21 protein-coding genes and 1 pseudogene are annotated in these 22,898 nt (G+C 60.1%); 16 read left to right on the top strand and 6 right to left on the bottom strand.

Going from position 1 to position 22,898, the window contains the following annotated elements; genetic code table 11:
- From IOD40_RS17135 to IOD40_RS17110, 6 genes are all read left to right on the top strand, one after another.
- Positions 1 to 1,686 carry a hypothetical protein gene (locus IOD40_RS17135; protein ID WP_198477928.1) on the top strand — a complete coding sequence of 562 codons (1,686 nt, stop codon included), beginning with the start codon at positions 1 to 3 and terminating at the stop codon, positions 1,684 to 1,686.
- A 55-nt stretch (positions 1,687 to 1,741) separates the two neighbouring features.
- Positions 1,742 to 2,149: an autotransporter outer membrane beta-barrel domain-containing protein gene (locus IOD40_RS20235; protein ID WP_198477927.1), complete on the top strand. Its 408-nt coding sequence runs from the start codon at positions 1,742 to 1,744 to the stop codon at positions 2,147 to 2,149.
- Positions 2,091 to 2,759, top strand: a complete 669-nt coding sequence (locus tag IOD40_RS17125) for an autotransporter outer membrane beta-barrel domain-containing protein (protein ID WP_198477926.1) — start codon at positions 2,091 to 2,093, stop codon at positions 2,757 to 2,759. The genes IOD40_RS20235 and IOD40_RS17125 overlap by 59 nt, the downstream gene beginning before the upstream one ends.
- A gap of 265 nt (positions 2,760 to 3,024) precedes the next feature.
- Complete coding sequence (crtY, locus tag IOD40_RS17120) at positions 3,025 to 4,206, top strand: lycopene beta-cyclase CrtY (RefSeq protein ID WP_198477925.1); 1,182 nt, start codon at positions 3,025 to 3,027, stop codon at positions 4,204 to 4,206.
- Positions 4,203 to 5,693 carry a phytoene desaturase gene (locus IOD40_RS17115; RefSeq protein WP_198477924.1) on the top strand — a complete coding sequence of 497 codons (1,491 nt, stop codon included), beginning with the start codon at positions 4,203 to 4,205 and terminating at the stop codon, positions 5,691 to 5,693. Before crtY ends, IOD40_RS17115 begins: the two co-directional genes overlap by 4 nt.
- Positions 5,690 to 6,616: a phytoene/squalene synthase family protein gene (locus tag IOD40_RS17110; protein ID WP_198477923.1), complete on the top strand. Its 927-nt coding sequence runs from the start codon at positions 5,690 to 5,692 to the stop codon at positions 6,614 to 6,616. The genes IOD40_RS17115 and IOD40_RS17110 overlap by 4 nt, the downstream gene beginning before the upstream one ends.
- On the opposite strand, the gene IOD40_RS17105 is transcribed toward IOD40_RS17110, so the two are convergent.
- From IOD40_RS17105 to IOD40_RS17090, 4 genes are read right to left on the bottom strand one after another with little or no spacing between them, the layout of a single operon-like run.
- Complete coding sequence (locus IOD40_RS17105; protein ID WP_198477922.1) at positions 6,617 to 7,138, bottom strand: sterol desaturase family protein; 522 nt, start codon at positions 7,136 to 7,138, stop codon at positions 6,617 to 6,619.
- A 17-nt stretch (positions 7,139 to 7,155) separates the two neighbouring features.
- Positions 7,156 to 8,358 carry an ABC transporter permease gene (locus IOD40_RS17100; protein WP_210336960.1) on the bottom strand — a complete coding sequence of 401 codons (1,203 nt, stop codon included), beginning with the start codon at positions 8,356 to 8,358 and terminating at the stop codon, positions 7,156 to 7,158.
- On the bottom strand, positions 8,355 to 9,293 hold the full coding sequence (locus IOD40_RS17095; protein WP_198477920.1) for an ABC transporter ATP-binding protein: 939 nt from the start codon (positions 9,291 to 9,293) through the stop codon (positions 8,355 to 8,357). Before IOD40_RS17095 ends, IOD40_RS17100 begins: the two co-directional genes overlap by 4 nt.
- On the bottom strand, positions 9,283 to 10,212 hold the full coding sequence (locus IOD40_RS17090; RefSeq protein WP_198477919.1) for a polyprenyl synthetase family protein: 930 nt from the start codon (positions 10,210 to 10,212) through the stop codon (positions 9,283 to 9,285). Before IOD40_RS17090 ends, IOD40_RS17095 begins: the two co-directional genes overlap by 11 nt.
- Before the next feature lie 130 nt (positions 10,213 to 10,342).
- On the opposite strand from IOD40_RS17090, the gene fni reads away from it, so the two are divergent.
- Positions 10,343 to 11,410: a type 2 isopentenyl-diphosphate Delta-isomerase gene (gene fni / locus IOD40_RS17085; protein ID WP_198477918.1), complete on the top strand. Its 1,068-nt coding sequence runs from the start codon at positions 10,343 to 10,345 to the stop codon at positions 11,408 to 11,410.
- Here fni and IOD40_RS17080 read toward each other — a convergent pair.
- Complete coding sequence (locus tag IOD40_RS17080) at positions 11,371 to 11,928, bottom strand: DUF2585 family protein (RefSeq protein ID WP_198477917.1); 558 nt, start codon at positions 11,926 to 11,928, stop codon at positions 11,371 to 11,373. The two genes, fni and IOD40_RS17080, sit on opposite strands and share 40 nt — an antisense overlap.
- A 62-nt stretch (positions 11,929 to 11,990) precedes the next feature.
- On the opposite strand from IOD40_RS17080, the gene IOD40_RS17075 reads away from it, so the two are divergent.
- The 4 genes and pseudogenes from IOD40_RS17075 to bioB all read left to right on the top strand — a co-directional run bounded on the left by IOD40_RS17075 (position 11,991) and on the right by bioB (position 15,782).
- On the top strand, positions 11,991 to 13,262 hold the full coding sequence (locus IOD40_RS17075) for a glycosyltransferase (protein ID WP_198477916.1): 1,272 nt from the start codon (positions 11,991 to 11,993) through the stop codon (positions 13,260 to 13,262).
- 194 nt (positions 13,263 to 13,456) lie between these two features.
- Positions 13,457 to 14,083, top strand: coding sequence for a GntR family transcriptional regulator (locus IOD40_RS17070; RefSeq protein WP_198477915.1), 627 nt, complete (start codon positions 13,457 to 13,459; stop codon positions 14,081 to 14,083).
- Between the two features lie 137 nt (positions 14,084 to 14,220).
- Entirely contained in the window at positions 14,221 to 14,796 is a 576-nt protein-coding gene (locus IOD40_RS17065) for a biotin transporter BioY (protein ID WP_198477914.1), read from the top strand.
- Positions 14,796 to 15,782, top strand: a pseudogene (bioB, locus tag IOD40_RS17060) (biotin synthase BioB). The gene IOD40_RS17065 and the pseudogene bioB overlap by 1 nt, the downstream one beginning before the upstream one ends.
- A 49-nt stretch (positions 15,783 to 15,831) precedes the next feature.
- Here bioB and IOD40_RS17055 read toward each other — a convergent pair.
- Positions 15,832 to 17,361: a helix-turn-helix transcriptional regulator gene (locus tag IOD40_RS17055; protein WP_198477913.1), complete on the bottom strand. Its 1,530-nt coding sequence runs from the start codon at positions 17,359 to 17,361 to the stop codon at positions 15,832 to 15,834.
- Positions 17,362 to 17,509: 148 nt separating this feature from the next.
- On the opposite strand from IOD40_RS17055, the gene IOD40_RS17050 reads away from it, so the two are divergent.
- The 5 genes from IOD40_RS17050 to IOD40_RS17030 all read left to right on the top strand — a co-directional run bounded on the left by IOD40_RS17050 (position 17,510) and on the right by IOD40_RS17030 (position 22,669).
- A complete protein-coding gene (locus tag IOD40_RS17050) occupies positions 17,510 to 18,856 on the top strand; it encodes a substrate-binding protein (RefSeq protein WP_233714039.1) in 1,347 nt (448 codons plus the stop codon).
- Positions 18,857 to 18,945: 89 nt separating this feature from the next.
- Positions 18,946 to 19,974 (top strand): branched-chain amino acid ABC transporter permease, encoded by a 1,029-nt coding sequence (locus IOD40_RS17045; protein ID WP_198477912.1) that lies wholly within the window; start codon positions 18,946 to 18,948, stop codon positions 19,972 to 19,974.
- 6 nt (positions 19,975 to 19,980) lie between these two features.
- The gene (locus IOD40_RS17040; RefSeq protein WP_198477911.1) at positions 19,981 to 21,120 is read left to right on the top strand and encodes a branched-chain amino acid ABC transporter permease; all 1,140 of its coding nucleotides are present in this window, start codon (positions 19,981 to 19,983) and stop codon (positions 21,118 to 21,120) included.
- Positions 21,121 to 21,131: 11 nt separating this feature from the next.
- Positions 21,132 to 21,905, top strand: coding sequence for an ABC transporter ATP-binding protein (locus IOD40_RS17035; RefSeq protein ID WP_198477910.1), 774 nt, complete (start codon positions 21,132 to 21,134; stop codon positions 21,903 to 21,905).
- The gene (locus IOD40_RS17030; RefSeq protein WP_198477909.1) at positions 21,902 to 22,669 is read left to right on the top strand and encodes an ABC transporter ATP-binding protein; all 768 of its coding nucleotides are present in this window, start codon (positions 21,902 to 21,904) and stop codon (positions 22,667 to 22,669) included. The genes IOD40_RS17035 and IOD40_RS17030 overlap by 4 nt, the downstream gene beginning before the upstream one ends.
- Positions 22,670 to 22,898 lie beyond the last annotated feature (229 nt).

Raw genomic sequence — 22,898 nt, 5'->3', positions numbered from 1 at the left:
GTGACACGCACTCTCGATCTCCCATCTACCACCGCGCCGTTGATCGATGTCATCAACGGCGGAGAATACTCAGGAACGAGCGTAAGTCTCAGCAATAGCACCGGCCATGATGGCCACGGTTTGTCAGTGGTCGGCGTCGGAAGCATCGCGCATCTTTTCGACAGCGCGATCATTACGACAGGTTCCGGGTATGGATATGGTGTAAACATTGCTGATGGTGGCTCGTTTATCGCCAAGGACCTTGAGGTCACCACAACTGCTGACAATTCGGATGCCATCTCGATGCGTGGTCCCGGTTCAACGGCGGTCTTGGATGGAGCAAGTCTTGAGACGGCAGGGAAAACTGCCGAAGGTATTCAGGCGGAAAATGGCGCAAGTTTCACCGGAACCGGCGTGGAGATAATCACGCTTGCTGAAGGCGCTGATGCCTACGCAAATGGCGTTTTGCTTTGGAATGGCGCTACCGGACAGTTGACAAACTCGTCCATTACAACCGCCGGGCGGCTCTCAGCCGGAATATGGGCCAGCTCAAGCAGCAACTTCTCGGGCACTCGACTAGACATCAACACTTCGGGGCCTGAGAGCGAAGGCGTGCTCGTTGATGGGGGTTCATCGGTCATTCTGGTCGAAAGCTCGGTCACGACGAGTGGTGCGAATGCAGCGGGTACCTCAGTTGACGGAGCGGGTTCATCGGTCGAATTCAACCGAGGTACAATTAATGCGTCTGGGCAGAATGCCGACGCAGTGGTGGTCAACAATGGGGGCAGCCAAATACTGACCGACGTCGCCGCGAGGGCTAGTGGAGACGGTGGATCGGCGATCCTTGTGGAGAATACGCTAGGGACAGATCGGGGCCAAGTCACTGTTAACGGGGGCAGCCTGAGTTCCGTCGCCGGATCTCTCATTCGGGCCGATGCAGGCCATGGCCAGATCACGCTGAACGGTCCGGTTGTCGTGTCGCCAGGCATCAGCGGCGGTCGTACCGTGCTTGCAGATGTTTTCAACGGGTCGGATCTTGATCTCACCTTCAACAGTGTTTCGGGTGTTACAGGCGACGTGGATGTATCGGGTGCGGACACCGCGCTTGACGCTAGCTTCGGCAGGTCCGACTGGACCGGCAATCTGCTCGTGTCAGGCGGTCTCGCAGATCTAAGTCTCGTTGCTTCCACGTGGACCGGGCGCTCAGCTGGCGCAACGAGCATTGCCGTCGATAATGCGAGCGAGTGGAACGTAACCGCATCCTCCAATGCGGGTTCGATTTCGAACGCGGGCTTGATCAGCTTCGTTTCAGGCGACACCAGTTCTGTGTTGTCGGCAGGAAGCTATGACGCTCAGAACGGTTTCCTGGCCATCAACACAGTGCTCGGGGCTGACGATTCTGCGACAAACCGGCTGATCATCGACGGCGGCTCTGCAACAGGAACCACGGGGCTGATTGTTAGAAACGCCGGCGGGGCCGGTGACCTGACAACGGCCGATGGCATCCGTATCGTGGAAACTCAAGGCGGTGCCGCGACCGACACCGACGCGTTCTATCTGACCTCGCGCACCGCGGTGGGTGGATATGAATACCTGTTGTTCCGCGGTGGAACCACCAGTACCGAGGACTGGTTTCTGCGCTCTCATATTATAGCACCGGAAGTTCCGGAGGAGCCCGAAGTTCCAGAGGTTTCCCGAGGAGCCTGAAGTTCCGGGTGGCCCAGAGGAGCCTGAAGTTCCAGAGGTCCCCGAGGAGCCGGAATTGCCCGCGGTTCCCGAAATTCCGGGGACACCTGATGCTGAGGTCCCGCTTTATCGTCCGGAGGTTCCGCTCTACGCACCGGTTCCTGCAATTGCCAGAGAGCTGGGACTGGCATTCCTTGGCACGCTGCATGAGCGTGTCGGCGATCAGATGAGCATCAGGTTGCAACCTGATCAGGAGAACTACTTCAATGGCGCCTGGTTGAGGTTCCTGGGGGAAAGCGGGCGGAACAGGTGGACCGGGTCGGCCGATGTTCAGATCCGCAATGCTCGCCTTTGGGGCATTCAGGGCGGGCTGGACCTCTACCGGGCCGAGCATTCAAACGGACACCGTGACCATTTTGGGATCTATGGCGGCTACGCCACCCATCGGTCACGGGTTGAGTGGCTTTGCGCTCGGTGTCCATGATCTTCAGGTCGGCAAGGTCGAGCTGGCTGGGCCGGCTATTGGTGCCTATTGGACGCACTACTCGCCCTCTGGAGGCTATCTGGACGGTGTCGTTCAGTGGAACTGGATGAAAGCCTATGCGCATTCGGATTTTGGCACCCGGATGAGCACCCGTGGCACTGGCTTCACCGCTTCCCTTGAAGCAGGTCAGCCATTCGTGATCGCGGATGGCTGGCAGCTCGAGCCTCAAGCGCAGATCATCTATCAGACCGTCTCTTTCAGGGATTCCTATGACGCCTTCACGACCCTAGCGTGGGATGAGGACGACGCAGTTACCGGACGCCTTGGGATGCGGTTGCAGTACACTTCAAAGGACGGAGAAACGGTCTGGCAGCCTTACGTTAAGGCCAATCTCTGGCATAGTTTCAGCGGTACCGATCATACAATTCTCGGGCCAACGACACTAGACACACGCTTCGGCGGCACCTCGCTCGAGCTTGGCGCAGGTCTTACTGCACGACTGACCGATACGTTCAGCCTCTACGGCCACGTGGACCATCGCTGGTCTATCAGTGGCGGAGGACGCGGTTCCGCGACTGGAGGCGCGGTCGGCCTGCGCGTCAACTGGTAGCGAAGGGGCCAAGCGATAGGCAACAATGCGGCCGCGGTGGCTGGTGGAACGCCAGATCATTCGCGGTCGCCAGACACCTGGAGGATCGATTTCCGGCGGAATCCTGCCCCCCACGTGTCTGCGCGACGTCAAAACCAGATCAACTGCTTCGCGAACTTTTTCGACGTGGTGCGAAGGTGGGGAACCAGCGAAACAAAAACTGTTAAAGCGCGTTGTACCAATGAGCGGGTGGTATTTGCCGGGCTCAGAGGTCCCGAGGTAGAGTTTGTCGATCTCCAAGACGCGCGGTCAGCAACTGGTCATCGCCGGTGCAGGATTGTCAGCCGCGCTGATAGCGCAGCGGCTGTCTTCGATCGGCGACACTCAAATCACGATCCTCGAAGCCTCCGACACTCCGTTTGGAGAACACACATGGTCCTTCCATCTGGCCGACGTCTCGCCCGCCGATCTGCAATGGATGGCACCGATGATCGCTCATCGATGGGCGGGGCAGACGGTACGCTTTCCCGACTATGAAAGGCATCTTTCAACGCCTTATGCAGCGCTGACGAGCTCTTCCGTCAGGGCGGCCGTCGAAAGCCTTGAGAATGTCAGCATCAGGACGAACGCTCCGGTCGCAGCGCTTTCCGCTGGGGCGTCCACGCTTCAAAACGGCGAGCGGATAGAAGCCGACTGCGTGATTGATGCGCGGGGCTTTCGCAACAGCAGTGCCATTTCGCTAGGCTTCCAGAAATTTGTTGGCCTGGACGTCGAGACCAATGCGCCGCATGGCATCCTCAATCCCGTCATCATGGACGCTTCGGTGGACCAGATCGACGGCTATCGCTTCGTCTACCTGCTTCCCTTCTCGCCCACCCGCATCCTGATCGAAGATACCCATTACACGGACGAGGGCGACCTTGACCATGACGAGATCGTCGATGCGATCTACGACTACGCCGAGACGCGGGGGTGGAGCGTCAGCAAGGTGCTTCACCGCGAAAGCGGGGTGCTGCCAATCACCCTTGCCTATGATGCAGAACAATTCTGGGCGGAGGCGCCAGATGACGTGGCGCAGATCGGAATGCGGGCGGCGCTCTTCCATCCGACCACAGGTTACAGCCTGCCCGACGCGGTGCGCGTCGCCAATCTGGTCGCGCGGAACTGGCCGGCCGGCAGCGGCGCGCTTGCCTCGAAAATAAGGGCGCATGCTGTTGCCCGGCAAAAGGGGCAGGGCTTTTATCGGCTCCTGAACCGAATGCTTTTCCGCGCGGCGCGTTCGCAGCACCGCCATCTCGTTCTGCAGCGATTTTATCGCCTCAGGCAGCCCCTCATCGAGCGGTTCTATGCCGGTGAAAGCACGCCGGCCGACATGATCCGCATTCTTACCGGCAAACCGCCGGTGCCGATCCACCGGGCTCTCGCCTGCTTGCGCGAAGCACCCTTCCTGAAGCCGGAGAAAGCGTGAGCGACACAAGGACAGCAGCAATCATCGGCGCGGGGTTTGGCGGTCTGGCACTGGCGATCCGCCTGCAAAGCGCGGGCATTCAGACCACGATTTTCGAAAAGCGCGACAAGCCGGGAGGGCGCGCCTATGTCTATCACGACGAAGGCTTCACCTTTGACGCCGGTCCGACGGTCATCACCGATCCCGACTGCCTCGAACAGCTTTGGCGGCTTTCCGGGCGCGACATTGCCGATTACGTGACGCTGTTGCCGGTGGCACCGTTTTATCAGCTGTGCTGGGAAGACGGCTATCGCTTCGACTATGCCGATGATCAGGCGGATCTTGATCGCCAGATCGCTGCGAAATCGCCGCAAGATGTCGAGGGCTACAGGCGATTTCTGGCCTATTCGGCAGACGTCTACCGCGAGGGCTACGAGAAATTGGGAGCGGTCCCGTTCCTCAACATTGGCTTGATGCTGAGGGCCGCTCCGCAACTCGTTCGCCTGGAAAGCTATCGCAGCGTCTATGCCAAGGTGAGCCAGTTCATTCGTGACGAGCAATTGCGGCAGGCCTTCAGCTTCCACTCGCTGCTTGTCGGCGGCAACCCGTTCGATACCTCCTCGATTTACGCCTTGATCCATGCGCTGGAGCGACAGGGCGGTGTGTGGTTTGCCAAGGGGGGAACTGGCGCGCTGGTTGCTGCGATGGTCAGGCTGTTCGAGGATCTTGGCGGCACGATCCACCTCAATGCGGAAATCGACCGCATCATCATGCGAGGGGAACGTGCAACGGGCATTGCTTTCAGAGATGGAAGCAATGCCAGCTTTGACCAGATCGCATCAAACGCCGATGTCGTGCACACCTATCGCCATATGCTGCGAGGCACGGCGCGCGGCGAGGCGAATGGACGCCGACTTGCAGGCAAACGGCACTCCATGTCCCTTTTCGTGATCTATTTCGGGCTTCGCCGCCAGCATCCCCAGCTCAAGCATCATATGGTGCTGTTCGGTCAGCGCTATCGCGGGCTTATCGACGAGATATTCAAGGGGAGCGGCCTTGCCGATGACTTTTCGCTCTATCTGCATGCGCCGTCGGTAAGCGATGACAGCCTCGCTCCCCCCGGGCACAGCGCCTATTATGTCCTGTCGCCGGTGCCGCATCTTGGCACGGCTGATATTGATTGGGACATTGAGGGCCCGCGCTACCGCGACCGCATTCTGAAATACCTTCACGACAGGTATATTCCCGGACTTCTGGACGACCTTGTCACCGTCCGCCATTTCTCGCCGTTCGACTTTCGCGACGAACTCAACGCGCATCTGGGTTCGGCGTTTTCGATTGAGCCGATCCTGACGCAGAGCGCCTGGTTTCGCCCGCACAACCGCGATGACGTCATCCGCAATCTCTACATTATCGGTGCCGGGACACATCCGGGCGCAGGCATTCCGGGTGTCATCGGATCTGCCAAGGCGACGGCAGGATTGATGATCGCGGATGCGCAGCCATGAAGGACCCGATCGTCGAGCAGAGCCGGGTGTCGATCGAGAAGGGCTCGCAAAGTTTTGCCGCCGCCTCACGCTTGTTTGATCGCGAAACCCGTAACGATTCGATGATGCTCTATGCCTGGTGTCGCCATTGCGATGATGTCATTGACGGCCAGGTCGGAGGGCACGGCCAGGCTGCAGATTTCCGCGAAGGCCAGAGCCAGCGTCTCGATGAGTTGCGGCTTAAAACAAGTGCTGCGCTCGCTGGTGAACCGTCAGACGAATACATCTTTGAAGCGTTGCGCCGTGTCATCAGCCGCCACCAGATCCCGCACCGCCATCCGCAGGAGTTGCTCACCGGCTTCGAGATGGATGTCGAGGCGAGGCGATACCGCACCATCGAGGAGACGCTGGATTATTGCTATCACGTTGCGGGTGTTGTCGGCGTGATGATGGCGATGATCATGGGCGTGCGGGACAAGGCGGTGCTCGACCGTGCCTGCGATCTCGGCATCGCTTTCCAGCTCACCAATATTGCCCGTGATGTCATTGATGATGCCCGCTCGGGCCGGGTCTACGTTCCCGAAGAGGTTTTGTCGCGCCATGGCGTCTTCGGCATTGCCCCGGAAGATCGTGACCAATGGCCAAGGCTGCACGCAGCCGCGCTCGACCTTCTCGATTTCGCCGATGACTACTACCAATCGGCCTATGCAGGCTTGTCAGCGCTCCCGGCGCGTTCAGCCTGGGCGATTGCGGCGGCCAGGCGGGTCTATCAGGCTATCGGCCAGAAGTTGCGCGCAAATGGTCCATCGGCCTGGGAGCAACGGGTGTCGACAACAAAAGGCGAGAAGATTTCTCTCCTGACCGCCGGACTGCGGGATGTCGCCGCGACACGCGGCAGCAAGATGAGACATCCCCGAAACCACCTTTGGCAACGACCCTTGTAGCTAATGCGTGGTCGGCGGCTCTTCGCCGTGCCGCGAAGCGTCGGAGTTCCGATATTCCTGCAATTCCCTGACCAGCTTGTCGACGGGCGGAGCATAGACGAAGCCGAACGAGACACAGCCGTCCTTGCCCTTCACCGCATGATGCAGCCGGTGTGCCTGGTAGACGCGCTTGAGGTAGCCCTTGCGTGGAATGTACTTGAACGGCCAGCGCTGATGCACCAGCCCGTCATGAAGGACGAAGTAGAGAAAGCCGTAAATCGTGACGCCGAGCGCGATCCAGGTGAGCGGCCTCCACCATGCTTCGCCGGCGAGGAAGAGCAATATGGCAACGCCCGCGAACACCACGGCATAAAGGTCGTTCTTCTCCAGCGCGTGGTCATGCGGCTCATGGTGCGACTTGTGCCAGCCCCAGCCCCATCCGTGCATGATGTGGCGGTGCGACCAGGTGGCGAACCATTCCATGAACACCACCGAGCCGATGACCAGCAGGACCGGAAGCACGTAGGACATCAATGTTTCCATGCGACCTCCTCGGCCTGCTACATGCTCAGGCGAAAGCGCGACACCACAATGCTTGCGCCTAATGCCACCAAAGCAACCAGTCCCAGAAGCGATAGCTCTGCAAGGAGTTCCCTCAGCCGCTCATCGCGCCACAGGATCCCGTAATAAGCCTCGACAGTCCAGGCGTTCGGGGTGAACCAGCCAATATCCTGCAACCAGGGCGGCATCATGAAACGCGGCACCATCGAGCCGCCAAGGGCTGAACTGACGAGCACGACGAATGTCGAAATCGTTTGCGCCTGCAATTTACTTGTGCAGGCGGATGCGACTGCAAGGCCGAGACCCGCAGCAGCCGTCGAGGCGGTCACGGTGACGAGGAGCCATGCCCCGAACCGGGGTGCAAGTTCGAGATCGTGGAGCAGAACTGCTGCAAGAAAGATCAGCGAAACCTGAACGACACCCTGAACCGTGAGGAAGAGGAATTTACCGATGACAACGACATCGGTTCCCGCAGGGCCGACGGCGATACGATCTAAAATACCGGTGTCCCGCTCTTCAATCAGCATTGCCGCGCTTTGAAGGGACGAAAACAGGAGGAAGAGGATTGAGACAGCGCCTGCATAATAGGCAATCGCCGCCGTGCCGCCTCGTGATGGACCGACTTGCTCGGTTGTCACCAGCGGCGCGGAATCGCTTGTTGCGCCATTTCCTTCGGCTACCGCCACCAAGGCAGCGTCCAGCCGTACCTTCTGCTCGATGGTGAAGCCGCCCGCCAGTTGCTCGACCGTGATTGCGGTTCGTGCCAGCGCAATTTCCGGCAATTCGCTTGCGATCATCCGCTGCAACTGCCCCGTCATTATCGAACCGGCAATGAGTTTTCCGGGGTCGACCAGCACGATAAATGGAGCCTCCGCGTCTGCTGCGGCGGGCGCTTTGACGAAGAGCCCGACATCCGCGCGCCCTTTCTGGATCAGTTCGGCAATCGCCTCGCGGCTCGCGGACACCCCCGGCAGCATGCGCAGGGAATCGTCCTCGCGCAGTGCCTGTTCAAGCCGGGCCGGGATCGGGGCGTCGGGCGAAGCTCCCAGTGCAACCTGCAGGCGGAAATCGCCGCCACCGACGCTGGCGAAAATCGCAGCGAAGATCATGAAAATCACGGGCGGAAGCACGAATGCGAGGGCGAGCGAACCGCGGTCGCGGATCACCGTCAGCGCCATCACTCGGAACATGACGCCAATCATTGAGCTGGCGCCTTGTCGCGAATGACACGCAGGAAAAGGCTGTTGAGGCCGGGTTCGCGCAGGCGTATCTCCTTCAGCTCCAGACCCGATCTGACGAGGGCCTGAGCCAGACGTTCCAGCTGCGGGGCCTCATTTCCGCTGAGCATCACCCAACTGGTGACGCCGTCCTGGCGGGCAAATCCTGCTGCTTCGAGAAGGTCGATATGCGCGGCAGGTGGTGCGCGGCGCAGTTCGATGATCACCTCCTTCCGGTCCGCGAAGGCGTCCGATATGAGCTGTCGGGGCACACCCTGCAGTGCAAGCTTTCCCGCCTGCAGCAGACCCACTCGCGAGCAGATCCCTTCGGCCTGGTCAAGGTCATGGGTGGCCAGCAGTACCCCCATCCCCTCAAGGCTCAGATTGGTGATTACCTCATGAAGATGATTGCGCGCGGCGAGATCGACGCCAGCCGTGGGCTCGTCGAGGATGAGCAGCGACGGCAGATGAAGGATTGCGGCGGCGATATTGACCCGGCGCTTCCACCCTCCTGACAACAGGGAGACGCGCTCGCCAAGGCGCTCCGTTACCTGGGATGCAGCGCTCGCCCATTCGACACGCTCACTGAGAGCGCTGCGGGAAATTCCGGACAGGCGGCCGAAGACCTCAAGGTTCTCCTGAACAGTCAGGTGCGGGTAAAGTGCGATTTCCTGCGGAGCGAGGCCGATGTGCCGCAGCCGATCCCTGCCGGTTTGCCCCGACACCCTGACCAAGCCGTCCGCAGGCTTGAGCCGTCCGCAGATGGTACGGATCAGCGTGGTCTTTCCGGCAGCGTTCGGGCCGAGCAGCCCGAATATCTCTCCCCGGCCGATATGCAGTTCAAGACCGTCAAGAACCTTGCGCGCCCCATAAGCCACGGTCAGCCCGTCAATGCTCAGCGGGCGCGCATCATTTTCCATCGAAAGCGATCTTGCTTGTCAGGTAGCGGTCGATCAGCGCCTCGATTGGCAGATGGCGCACGCCCGAACTGCGCAACGCCTGCCTGGCCGCCTCAATATGCTCCAGGCACGTCATGCGCGCGCGTCGTTCTCCATAGAGCGAGACAATCGTTGCCTTGCCATCGTCCTTGTGGACGTCTTTGCCGATCCTGTTTGGATCATCGGTCCCGTCGAGAAGGTCGTCAGCGGTCTGGAAAGCAAGGCCAAGATGCTTCGCAAATGTCCTGATCAGGCCAAGCTGATTGCTGGTCATGCCGCGAAAGATCGCGCCCATTTCGGCGCATGAAACGAAGAAGATGCCGGTTTTCAGCCAGTTGAGGCGTTCGACGTCCGTCTCATCAGTGAGGTGGGCACGGCCGTTAAGATCGATTTCCTGCCCAGCGACGAGCCCTTTGTGGCCGATGGATTTGGCTAGGACCGAGACAAGCCGGGTGCGGATCGCCGGCGGGGCCTTGATCTCCGCAATGATGCCGAATGCGCGGGTTAGCAGGGCAATTGCGCTGAGAATAGCCGTGGACTGGCCGAAGGCGACATGGGTGGTCGGGCGCTCGCGGCGCATCATGGCGTCGTCCATGCAAGGCAAGTCGTCAAGGATCAGGGATGCGGTGTGAACCATCTCCACCGCGCAGCAAAGGTCGAGGACCGACTCTTGCGCGCCAGCATCAGGCTCGGCGATGAGATAAAGGAGCACGGGGCGAACGCGCTTGCTTGGCGCAATCAGCGCATGCTCCATAGCGGCGATCAGATTGCCGGGGATGTCGCTACCTTCGCCTTCCAGCATATGGCGCAGGCGATTTTCGACGGCGTGACGTGTTTCAAGTGCATAGGCGAGATCTTCGGGGGCGTAGCCATGGGTGCGGACGATCTCGGTTGGCATCATCTTCTACCGCCTCGCACAACGCCACTTGCCGCGTTCCCACGGCATAAATTGCCCGCTAGTTGAAACTCGGACATGTTAGGAAACGTATTAAGAGGCCGCTGCACCTCAAAATCTCGGAAAGGCGCGCTCATTGACGATTAGCCGTAAGAACGACCATCTCGACATTGTCCTTTCGGGACGGGCTACCTCGACAGTGAGCGCTGGCTTTGAGCGGTTTGTCTTCGAGCACGTTGCACTTCCTGAAACCAATATGGATGAGATTGAACTCGGCACCGAGTTCCTCCGAAAACATATAAGCGCGCCGCTGCTCGTGAGTTCCATGACCGGGGGCCCGGAACGTGCAGAATTCATCAATGCCAACCTTGCGACAGCCTGTGAGGAGCTTGGAATTGCTTTTGCGGTCGGCTCCCAGCGGGTGGCCATCGAGGCGGACGGGATCGCGGGCCTCAGCAGCCAATTGCGAAAGCTCGCGCCCACAATCCCGTTGATGGGGAATTTCGGCGCTGCCCAGCTGAACCTTGGTTACGGATATGATCAGGCCATGCGCGCGGTGGAAATGGTCGGTGCCGATGCGCTCATCATCCACCTCAATCCGTTGCAGGAGGCAGTTCAGCCGGAGGGTGACCGCAACTGGCGCGGCCTTCTCACGCGCATTGAGCAGCTGGCGCGTGCGCTGACGGTGCCGCTGGCAGTCAAGGAGGTGGGGTCGGGTATCTCTGGACGGCTCGCACGACAGCTGGTCGATTGCGGGGTTACGATCATTGATGTGGCTGGCGCTGGCGGGACGAGCTGGGCAGCGGTCGAGGCCGGGCGAGCCCGCACACCGATGCAAGCGGAGATTGCCCGCGCCTTCATCGGCTGGGGCCAGCCAACTGCGGATGCCATTGCGGAGGTGCGTGAAGCGTGTCCCGACGCGTTCATCATCGGCTCCGGGGGAATCCGCGACGGGGTTGATGCAGCAAAGGCAATTCGCCTTGGTGCAGATCTGGTTGGGCAGGCTGCTGCAACGCTCGAGGCGGCAACTCTTTCAGCCGAAGCCGTTATCGACCATTTTCGCGCGATCATCATGCAGATGAAGATCACATGTTTCTGCACGGGTTCAAGCGATCTGGCGGCTCTGCGTTCAGCGCGATTGCGACGTGTGGACGGTGCTGCCTCTCAGCTTGTTGGCCCGGCGACGAGCCGCAGCATGCCGTGAACGATGCTGTCGCCGATCAAAAGGTAGACCGAAAGCTCGATGCACAGCGCCAGCATCAAGGCCGGCATCTGGCGCAACCATGCGGCCAGGAACGCACCGATCAAGACAAACAGCGTGTCGCCCACGGAGTTGACGAGACTGTCACCCTGATAGTCGAGATTGCTGCCAAAGGCGGCGAAACGCTCGATGATGAAGGGCGTGTTTTCCATCACTTCCCAGATCGCGCTGCTTGCAGCAACCGCCACCATGAGACGAGCCATGCTCCAGTCAGGTCGCAGCCAGACCAGAATGCGAAACAGCCCGATGCCGAAAGCGGCATGAAGCAGCGAATAATGATCTGAAAAATGCTGCGAATTGTGGTGCGGGTCGAGCCTGCCCTGCCACAGCTTCAGCACCCCGCATTCGCAGATCAACGGACGCCCGATCCAATGTAGGATCAGAACCTTGAAAAGGATGATGGCGAAGATCGTAAATGCGGCCTCAGTGGCAGGGCGAGAAAGAGCGACCGATGAACTCATGAGAAGAGAACTATTCGCGACTGAATAAGTTCAGCAGAAGAAATGCATCGACGGGGAACTACTTGCGTATTGCACTCATCTGTCCGCCATATCCAAGCCATGTCCAGGTTTTCAGCGTCTTGGCATCGGCTCTTCAAGAACGGGGGCACGAAGCAGTCCTCGTACTGCAGGAAGGTGCTGAGGCATTCGCGGCCGGCAAGGTGCGCTGTGTGCTGATCCCGCCTGCATCCGGAAGGACGACGGAGCAGCTGCTTCGGCGCGCCGCACGCCCCGGAAGTATTTTAGGCGTCCTCAAAACCGTTGCGGACAGCGCTGCCGCTACCGACGCGCTATGCCAGCATCTGCCTGAAATACTGCAGAATATGGCGATAGAGGCGGTGATCGCGGATCAGATGGAGCCTGCGGGCGCGCTGGCGGCCCGACACAGGAAGATTACCTATTTGTCGCTTGCCTGTGCGCTTCCGCTGGAGCGCGATGCGCGCATTCCACCGCCCTATCTCGGCTGGCCCTACGCGGCAGACGAGGCGGGCCTCAAGCGAAACCGCGGTGGCGAGATGGTTGCCAGCTACCTCCTGAGCGCGCAGCGGCGGATGATCAGGAAATGGGCCGCACGCTTTGGCCTCGAAAATCTAGAGACGCTGGAAGATTGCCTTTCGCCACTGGGCACGATCGCGCAGATGCCGAAGGCGCTCGATTTTCCACGCGAAGATGGTGGGCGGCCATTGTGGCAGATGGGGCCGATCCGGGCGGTGGGCGGCAAACAGGATTTCGCGCTGGAGATCGATCCGAACCGGCCCCTCGTCTTCATGTCGCTGGGAACGCTTCAAGGACATCGGTTTTCCCTGTTTCGCGCGGTCGCTCGGGTCTGCAAGCAACTTGATGCGCAACTTCTTGTCGCCCATTGCGGCGGGTTGCGCCCGGATCAGGCGGCGAGGGTGGGCGCAGATTGGGTGACGGATTTTGTACCCCAGAGAGAAGTGCTCGCACGTGCCGACATTTGCGTGACCCATGGCGGGCAGAATACGGTGCTGGACGCGCTTGAAGCGGGCACCCCGCTCCTGGTCACACCGATTGCCTTCGATCAGCCTGGCATTTCCGCCCGCATCGTCCACCATCAGGTCGGGATCAGGCTTTCACATCGGTTCCTGCGCACAGGCAAGGCGAAGCGGGCTATGCAAACCCTGCTGCAGGATGCGTCCTACAAATCTCGCGCCCGTGCTTTGGGAAGTCAGATGCAGCCGCCCCGACTGGCCGATATAGGTGAGCAGATCGAGGAAGCCTTCGGATCAGACGCTGCCATCGAGCGACAATCGTTCAAAAGTTCTGCAACGTAACTCATCACTCCAAGTGCGTCCCGCAAAGGGGCCCGGCACGATTGGTATCTTTTCGCGGCCTCATCAGATAGACCGCTTTACGCTGCGACAGCGCCGACACCTTCCGTTCGTTGCCGTTCTGATGCGAATTTATCGCTGCTGCGTGCTTTGGTTTAAAGCTCGTCAGCGCGCAGAAGATCAATTATCTATAAAATATGTCGACCGCCAAATCAGATACCATCGCCACCCGGATCAGCAAGGAACTCGCCAGCCGCATCGTGGCGGGACAGATCGAGGCCGGCACGAAACTGCGACAGGATCACATCGCCGAGGAGTTTGGCACCAGCCATGTTCCTGTGCGTGAGGCGTTCAGGAGGCTCGAAGCGCAGGGTCTCGTTGTCAGCGAGCCGCGTCGCGGTGTTCGTGTGGCCGGCTTCAGCCTTGAGGAGGTGCGCGAAGTGGCTGAGATGCGGGCGGCGCTGGAGGCGCTGGCACTGCGCAACGCGGTTCCGCACCTGACAAAAGCCATTCTCGATCAGGCGGAAGAAGCCAACAAAGCCGGGGATCGGGCGGAAAGTGTCGAGGTTTGGGAAAAGGCCAATCGCACGTTCCACCGCATCATTCTGGCACCCTGCGGCATGCCGAGATTGCTCAAGGCGATCGATGATCTTCACACTGCCAGCGCCCGTTTTCTCTTCTCGGGCTGGCGCGCCGAATGGGAAGCGCCCACCGACCGGGATCACCGGGCCATCCTCGACGCCCTGCGCGCCGGTCAGGCGGAAATAGCGGCCTCGGTCCTGACGCGCCACGTCCAGACCGTCGGGCAAAAGAAGCCGCGATAGGCGTCGCGCACCCGCGCTCAACCTTCAGTTTTCTAGCCCAAAGACAAGGCCGGCAAAGCCGCGGTTGCCTTGCGCCCATATCTATGGATTCCTTTAGCGATAGATTCGTCAAATTATCTATAAAATGCAAAAGGGCAATGATGAACAATTTCGCGACCGGACAGGTCCAAGCTCGCTTCGCGCTGAACATGCGCATTGTAATGACAATCATCGGCGGTGCCGCGTTGATGACACTTGCCGCCAAGGTTCAGGTTCCATTCTGGCCGGTGCCGATTACGCTCCACACCATGGCGGTCATGGCCTTTGCGGTGGCATTCGGACCGCGCATGGCGGTGTCGATTTTCCTCGCCTATCTTGCTGCCGGCGCTTCGGGGCTGCCGGTTTTCTCCGGATCGCCAGAGCGCGGGATTGGCCTTGCCTATCTGGCCGGCCCGACAGGCGGCTACCTTTTCGGATACCTCGTCGCGACCTGGATGGTGGCAGTGCTGGCGAAGGGCAGGGGCACGTTTGGCCGCTTCTGCGCAATGATCGCAGGAATGGTGCCTGTTTACGGGCTCGGCCTCGCATGGCTCGCGCTTTATGTTCCGGCTGGAAAGCTTCTTGCGGTCGGCGTCTTGCCGTTCCTTCTCGGTGATCTTTTCAAGATTGGCGTTGTTGCCTTTGGAAGCGCCGTGCTGCCTGCATCGATCCGTCGCCTTCGGGGGCGTGCCTGATGACGCAAGCCGACGGAATGATCCGCCACGACTGGTCGGTCGACCAGATTGTGGCACTGCATGATCTGCCATTGCTTGAACTGGTCGGGCGGGCAAATGCGGTTCATCGCCAGCACCACGATCCGAACCGGGTGCAAAAGGCGAGCCTGATCTCGATCAAGACCGGCTCCTGCCCGGAAAACTGCGCCTATTGCCCGCAATCGGCCCATCACCGACAGGTCGATCTGACCCCCGGCAAGTTGATGGACCCGGCCAAAGTGATCGACATGGCAAAGGCCGCCAAGGCTGCGGGAGCGGAGCGTTTCTGCATGGGTGCGGCCTAGCGCCAGGTGCGCGACGGCAAGGAGTTCGACGCCGTTATCGAGATGGTGAAAGGTGTGCGGGCGCTTCAGATGGAGGCGTGCGTCACCCTTGGCATGCTGAAGCCGCATCAGGCCGAGCGGCTCGCCGAAGCGGGGCTGACGGCCTACAACCACAACATTGATACAAGCCCCGAATTCTACGGCAAGATCATCACCACCCGTACCTATGAAGACCGGCTCGAAACGCTGGCAAATGTGCGCGCCTTCGGCGTCGATCTGTGCTGCGGCGGGATCATCGGCATGGGCGAGACGATCCGTGACCGAGCCGGCATGCTGCATGTTCTGGCCAATATGGACCCGCATCCGGAGAGCGTGCCGATCAATGCGCTCATCCCGATCGAAGGGACGCCGCTGGAGGGCAGACCTCTGATAGATCCGCTGGAACTGGTGCGGATGGTGGCGACGGCCCGTCTCGTCATGCCGAAATCGACCGTGCGGCTGTCGGCGGGGCGCTCGGCGCTCAATCGCGAGGCGCAAATCCTTTGCCTCGTCGCGGGCGCGAACTCTGTCTTTTATGGCGATGTTCTGCTGACGGCGCCGAACGCGGCCACAGGCGAAGACAGCGAGCTGTTCGCTGCAATCGCCGAGCGGCCCGGCGATTGCGCTCAGCCTTCCGTGGTTTAGGCACCTGCACTACAAAAACCATCAGGGTCCTCGGGTCCTGATGGTGGCCTTACTCCCTCACATCATTTCGATGCAGGCATTCCATGCGCGGGCAGAGCAGGCAGGATGGGCCCGCCAGAATATTGTCGCTCACGCCGTCAAACGCACGGCCATAGACGGTTCGGTCGGCATGGAGAACGTCGCAGGACAGCATGATCGCGTAGACCGGCGCGTCAGGCCGGTAGCTGCCCGGGTATTTGTTGACGCGCCGCGCGATCTGCAGGAAGCGCGAGCCGCTCGGGAACACCGAGACCTGGCGGACGATGTCCGTTGACGAGAACGCCCGATAGATCGGCCATAACAAGCAGCCATGCCCCGATGCAGGAAGGATGAGGCCGGGCAGAGGAAGCCGCTTCGTGAGGCGGCCCGCGCGATCGGCGCGCAGGAAGCCGAAGGGCACGCCCTCCTGTCCGCGCCGGCGCAGCGAAACCAGCCTTTGCGCAACCTGTTCGAAATCCGCGCCCAGCAGATTTGCGATCAGGTCGATGTCGTATCGCCGCTCTTCTGCCAGAGCATGGATCTGATCATAGGGCATCATGATCGCAGCAGCGAGGTAGGATCCAAGAGCGCGCCTGCCAATAGAGCGGGCTTCCTCGGAGGAGAGGGGAAGCGAATTTAGTGAACGCGTGATCGCGGCGCCAGCTGCCTCGTCGACATAGATCCTCAGCATTCGAAAGATGCGGGTTGCGGGGGAGGCGGCTTCCGGCAACCACAGAATCTTGCCCGCCGGTGCGGGTGTGGCCTGGCCATCTGAACTAAGACGAACCTCCACATTGAACCACTCGTTGAGCCTTTGGCTCAGCCAGCTTTCCTGCAGCGGCCGCTCGGTCGGCAAATCTTTTGCCAGATCTTCGGCAACGCTTTCCAGGAGCGGGAAATAATTGTTCGCCTCGATGACGGCGTCCTCGACCTCGTTCAGAGGCGAGACGGGCTTGTGCTGCAGGCTTGCCGACTCGTCGAAATAGCCGATCAGGCTTTGCAGGGTCGGCACGAGATCCTGCGCTTCATTGTAGATCGTGGACGCGAAACGTCTGCGGTCCTCTTTCATCAGGTCTGTCGTTGTCGCGACGATTTCTGCCGAAGATTTGAGGCCTGCAACGCGGTTGAGGATCTCGTGTAGCAATTCGGACAGGAACGGGTCCGACTTCAGGCGATGGTGCAGCGCCTCGATATTCGCGGTTGCATCCGTATAGGCACGGTATGACCGCGTCAGCGCCGACGCGAACTCCGGAAACCGGTTCACGATCTCGCGTATGTCGCTTTGCTCCACCTCCAGCCCGCGCATGATGGGGTCGGCAAGAAGCTCGCTCACCGTGGCAAGGCTCTGCTGCCCGCCATCTTCGGTCAGATATTCGATTTCAATGTCGAGGCGCTCGGCGATGCGCAGCAGCAGCTTGCCCGCGATTGCGCGCTTATTGTTCTCGATAAGGTTCAGGTAGCTCGGCGATATTTCCAGCGCATTGGCGAGCGCCGTCTGGGTCATGCCGGAGGCAAGACGCTTGCGCCTGATGCGCGTTCCTATGGGTGTCCTGACGCTCAACTGTCAAAGCTTTTTACAAAATAAACTTTACAGAATTCGAGTTTTTTACAAAATAATCCCGTCAAGTCAAATGATTGTTGAGATAATAACTAATTATGTCAGACTTTGATCGCGAGTGGGAGAATGAGGCTCGCGTGGAGGAGAAAGTATGACCAAGTTTCATATGAACAGGCGTACCCTGATCAAGAAGGCCGGTCTGGGCGCTGCGGCGCTCAGCACACCGTATTTCTTTACCAAGGGCGCGTGGGCTGACAGTTTCTGTAATAACCCCGACACGGTCGGCAAGATCATCTTCGGTTTCAACGTTCCGCAGACCGGCTCCTATGCTGAAGAAGGTCTGGAGCAGCTCAGCGGTTACAAGCTCGCCATCAAGCATCTGAACGGTGAAGGCGATGGCGGCCTCCTGAACACCTTCAGCCCCAAGACGCTGAAGGGTAACGGCGTTCTCGGCCGCAAGGTCGAATACGTGACCGGCGATACCCAGACCAACACCGACGCCGCCCGCGACGGTGCCCGCCGCATGATCGAACGCGACGGCGTCATCATGGTGACGGGCTGCGTGACCACCGGTGAAGCCGTGGCCCAGCAGTCGCTCTGCCAGGAAATGGGCGTGATCTACATGTCCGGCCTGACGCACGGCAACGAGACCACCGGCAAGGACAAGCGCCGCTACGGTTTCCGCCACTACTTCAACGCGCACCAGACCGGCATCGCAATCGCGCCTATCCTGGAACGTGAATATGGCAAGGAGCGCCGCGCCTACCACATCACGGCGGACTATAATTGGGGCTGGTCGCAGGAAGCCTCGATGAAGGCCGCCACCGAAGCGCTTGGCTGGGAAACGGTAGCTGCCATCCGCACGCCGCTCGGCCTTGGCGACTTCTCGCAGTACCTCACGCCTGTCGCGCACTCCGGCGCCGACATCCTCATCATCAACCACTATGGCCACGACATGGTGAACTCGCTGCCGCAGGCAGTTCAGTTCGGCCTGCGTGAGCGCATGGCTAATGACAAGCAGTTCGAAATCATCGTTCCGATGTTCTCCGAGCTGATGGCAGTTGGTGCTGGCGATGCGGTGAAGGGCATCATCGGTACCCAGAACTGGAACTGGCAGCTTGACGATGCCGGCAGCCAGGCGTTCACCAAGTCCTATGGTGAAGAATACGGCGTGCCGCCGTCACAGTCCGCACATACGGGCTATGTCCAGGCGCTGCTCTACGCCGACGCTGTCGAGCGTGCAGGCACCTTCTACCCGCCGGAAGTCATCAAGGCCCTTGAAGGCTTCGAGTTCGACGGAATGGGTAACGGCCCGACCCTTTACCGCGCCGAAGATCACCAGTGCATGAAGGAAGTCCTGGTGGTGCGCGGCAATGAGAACCCGTCGAGCCGGTTCGACGTTCTCAACCTCATCGGCAAGACGCCGAGGGAAGAGGCGACGTACGATCCGTCGATCTTCGAAGGGGAGCTTGGCCCTTACGAGCCAAACCAGTGCTGATGTGAGAGTTCGCCCGGCGGCCCTACGGCCGCCGGGTAGAACCGCATATCCGGCGCCTATGCGTCGCAACTCGCATCGAGGATAAATCAATGACTGCGATGTTAGCCCAGTTGCTAAACGGGCTGGATAAGGGCGGCGCTTACGCGCTTATCGCTCTTGGCCTGACACTGGTCTTCGGTACTCTTGGGGTGGTGAACTTCGCGCACGGGGCGCTGTTCATGCTGGGCTGCTTTTGCGCCGTCACCTTCCGGTATCTGATCACGATCGAAACGGTTACCGTCGATCCCACCAAATTGACCCCCTGGGGCTCACCCGTCGAGGTGCGAACGCCGCTGGTGCAGAACTGGTTCGGTGATTTTGGTGCGGTCATGGTCGACTATTCCGTGCCGATCTCCCTAATCCTGGCCGTCCCGACGATGCTGGCAATCGGCATCGCGATGGAGCGCGGTCTCATCAAGCATTTTTACAAGCGCACCCATGCGGAACAGATCCTGGTCACGTTCGGCCTCGCGATCGTCCTGCAGGAGGTTGTCAAGGCATTCTTCGGTGCCAACCCGTACCCGCAGCCGATCCCGACCGATCTGCGCAGCGCGGCTGACATTGGTATCTTGCTCGGACTTGAGCCGCGCACCCTGACCTATCCGTGGTGGCGCATCATCTATCTCGCCTTCTCGCTGTTTGTCATCGGCGGCGTCTTCGCATTTCTCCAGTTCACGACCTTCGGCATGGTTGTGCGCGCCGGCATGGCCGACCGTGAGACGGTGGGCCTGATGGGTATCGACATTGACCGCCGCTTCACGATCGTCTTCGGCCTTGCCGCCGTCGTCGCCGGTGTCGCGGGTGTCATGTACACGCCGCTCCTGCCGCCAAACTACCATCTCGGCATGGACTTCCTTGTGCTCAGCTTTGTCGTCGTCGTTGTCGGTGGAATGGGCTCGCTGCCTGGGGCTGTCGTTGCCGGCTTCCTGCTCGGAATTCTGCAGTCGATCGCTTCAATGACGGAGATCAAGTCGCTGATCCCGGGCATTGACCAGGTCATCATCTATCTCGTGGCTGTTATCATCCTGCTCGTGCTCCCGCGCGGCCTGATGGGACGCCGCGGTGTCATGGAGAGCTGATCCACCATGTTCTCACTTTCCCGCAAGGATCTTACCTCGCTTGTCGTATTGGCGGCCATCGTCCTGACCATGCCGATCTGGCTGGCGCCCTTTGGCGCCGCCTATCCGGGCCTGATGCAGAAATTCGCGATTTATGCGATCTTCGCAGTCGGCTTCAACATCCTGTTTGGCCTGACGGGTTACCTCTCGTTCGGCCACGCAGCCTTCGTCGGCATCGGCTCCTATACCGCGGTCTGGTCCTTCAAGCTCCTGACCATGGATATCCTGCCGGCGATGATCTTCGCCGTCATCATCTCGGGCCTCTTTGCCCTGGTGATCGGGTATTTCTGCCTGCGCAGGACCGGCATCTACTTCTCGATCCTCACCCTTGCCTTCGCCCAGATGTGCTACAGCCTGGCCTATTCGGTGCTGACGCCGCTGACGAACGGCGAGACGGGTCTTCTGCTTGCCGGCAATGATCCGCGCTACATCGACAAGATGTTCGGCGTCACCTACGGTTCCGGCCTGCCGACACCGACATTCCTGGGTACCACGCTCGGCGGTTATGGCGGCTTCTACCTGACCGCCATTGTCCTGATCGTGATCTTCTTCATATCGCAGAAGATCTTCGCCTCGCCTTTTGGCATGGCGCTGCGCGGCATCAAGTCCAACCAGACCCGCATGATGTACACCGGCTTCAACACCAAGCCGTACACCCTAGCGGCCTTCGTGGTGTCGGGAATGATCGCTGGCCTCGCGGGTGCATTGCTGTCCGTCACCGATCCGCTGGCCGGTACCGAACGTATGCGCTGGACCGAATCCGGCAACGTCGTCCTGATGACCATTCTCGGTGGTGTCGGAACACTGTTCGGCCCGATCGTCGGCGCTTGGTTGATCAAATATTTCGAGAACATCTTCTCGGCGATCAACAGCAACATGCTGAACAATTTCTTCTCGTTCCTGCCTGACGGGATCCAGTCCCTGATGGTGACCGTCACGTCCAAGTTTGTTGGCGAGGGATGGCACCTGACGCTCGGCCTGATGTTCGTGCTGATCGTCGTCTTCCTGCCGGGCGGACTGGTGGAAGGGGCAAAGCGCGTGGCGGCGCGTTTCGACAGGAAGAAGCCGCGAACCGGTCCGGCGCCTGCGCCGCAGCCAGCAGAATAGGGTGATCCGTCATGGCACAATCAGAACCTAACATCATCCTTCATGCGGCAGACGTACAGAAGCAGTTCGGTGGGCTTCGGGCCTTGTCCGACGTCGATCTCCAGGTCGAGGAAGGCAAGACCCACGCCATCATCGGTCCGAACGGTGCCGGCAAGTCCACCCTGCTCAACGTGATCATCGGCCGGCTTCCGCCGACCAGCGGGGCGGTCATCTTCGACGGCACCGTGCTCACCGGAAAGCAGCCGCATGAAATCAACCAGCTGGGCATCTCGCGCGTCTTCCAGACGCCCGAGATCTTCCCGGACCTTACGGTCCTTCAAAATGTGATGGCACCGGCATTTGCGCGACGGGACGGCGCCTTCAAGATCAACATGCTTCGCTCTGTTGATTCCGAAACGGAGATCCGTGACGAAGCGCTGAGCCTGCTTGAGGATATCGGCATGACCGGCCGCCTCGAGGACAATGCCGCCTCGCTCTCGCGTGGTGACAAACGGCGCCTTGAACTTGCCATGTGCCTCATCCAGCGGCCGCGCTTGCTACTGCTTGACGAGCCTACCGCTGGCATGAGCCGCCACGACACCAACACGACCATTGATCTTCTCAAAAAGATCAAGTCGCGGGGCATGACAAAGGTCATCATCGAACACGACATGCATGTTGTGTTCTCCCTGGCGGACAAGATTTCGGTGCTGGCTCAGGGGCGCATCATCGCGTCGGGCCTGCCACAGGAAATCAAGGAGGATCCGCGCGTGCAGGAAGCCTATCTCGGCGGGAGCGTGGAATGAACGTCATGACCGAACAATCAGTGCAGGCTACGGCCACCCCAATCCAGGCCAACGCACAGGATCAGTTCTTCGCTGTGCGCGATCTCCACGCCTATTACGGCGAAAGCTATATCGTCCAGGGTGTGAATTTGGACCTGCGGAAGGGCGAGATTCTCGCCCTTCTGGGACGAAACGGTGCGGGCAAGACCTCGACGCTCAGGGCGATTGCGCGCCTCGACAATCCCGAGCTTCGCGCTGGCGAAGTGTGGCTCGAAGGCAAGCCGCTGCACAACCAGAAAGCCTGGCAGGCCTCGCGTGCTGGCATCCAGCTCGTTCCTGAAGACCGGCGCATCATTCAGGGAATGAGCGTTGAGGAAAACCTGATCCTCGCGCAGGTAGCACCGGGTCACGGCATGACCATCGAGGAACTTTACGACCATTTCCCTCGTCTTGCCGAGCGCCGGAAGCAGGAAGCGGTCACGCTGTCGGGCGGCGAGCAGCAGATGCTCGCGGTGGCGCGCGCTCTGGCACGGGAGGTGAAGCTTCTCCTGCTTGATGAGCCCTATGAAGGTCTGGCGCCGGTTATCGTTCAGGAGATCGAACGTATCGTCCAGAGCATCAAGGCGCGTGGTATCACGACGATCATCGTCGAGCAGAACGCAGTGGCGGCGCTGCGCCTTTCCGACCGCGCCGTCATCATGGATACCGGTCAGATCGTCTTTACCGGCACTGCCAGGCAGCTGCTCGACGACGCCCAGTTGCGCAACGAATATCTGGCAATCTGATCCTGGTTGGGCGGGGGCCTGGCAATGAGCCAGGCCAGAAGGCGCATCGTTGCGTTGTCCAGCGACGCAACGATGCGCCAACATCGCAATTTGTTTGAAAAGTTGGAGCGAATAAATGTCGGGTCCGGTGGTTCACCCTGTCCAGTCTGCGTGGAAGACGGACGCGCTGATCGACAATGAGACGTATCTTGAGTGGTATGCGGCAAGCCTTGCCGATCCGGACGGGTTC

Source organism: Aquamicrobium zhengzhouense (assembly GCF_016124105.1).
GTDB classification, from domain to species: Bacteria; Pseudomonadota; Alphaproteobacteria; order Rhizobiales; family Rhizobiaceae; genus Aerobium; species Aerobium zhengzhouense.
Note: the sequence above shows the minus strand (reverse complement) of the source record. Positions and strands in the feature narration are given on the sequence as shown.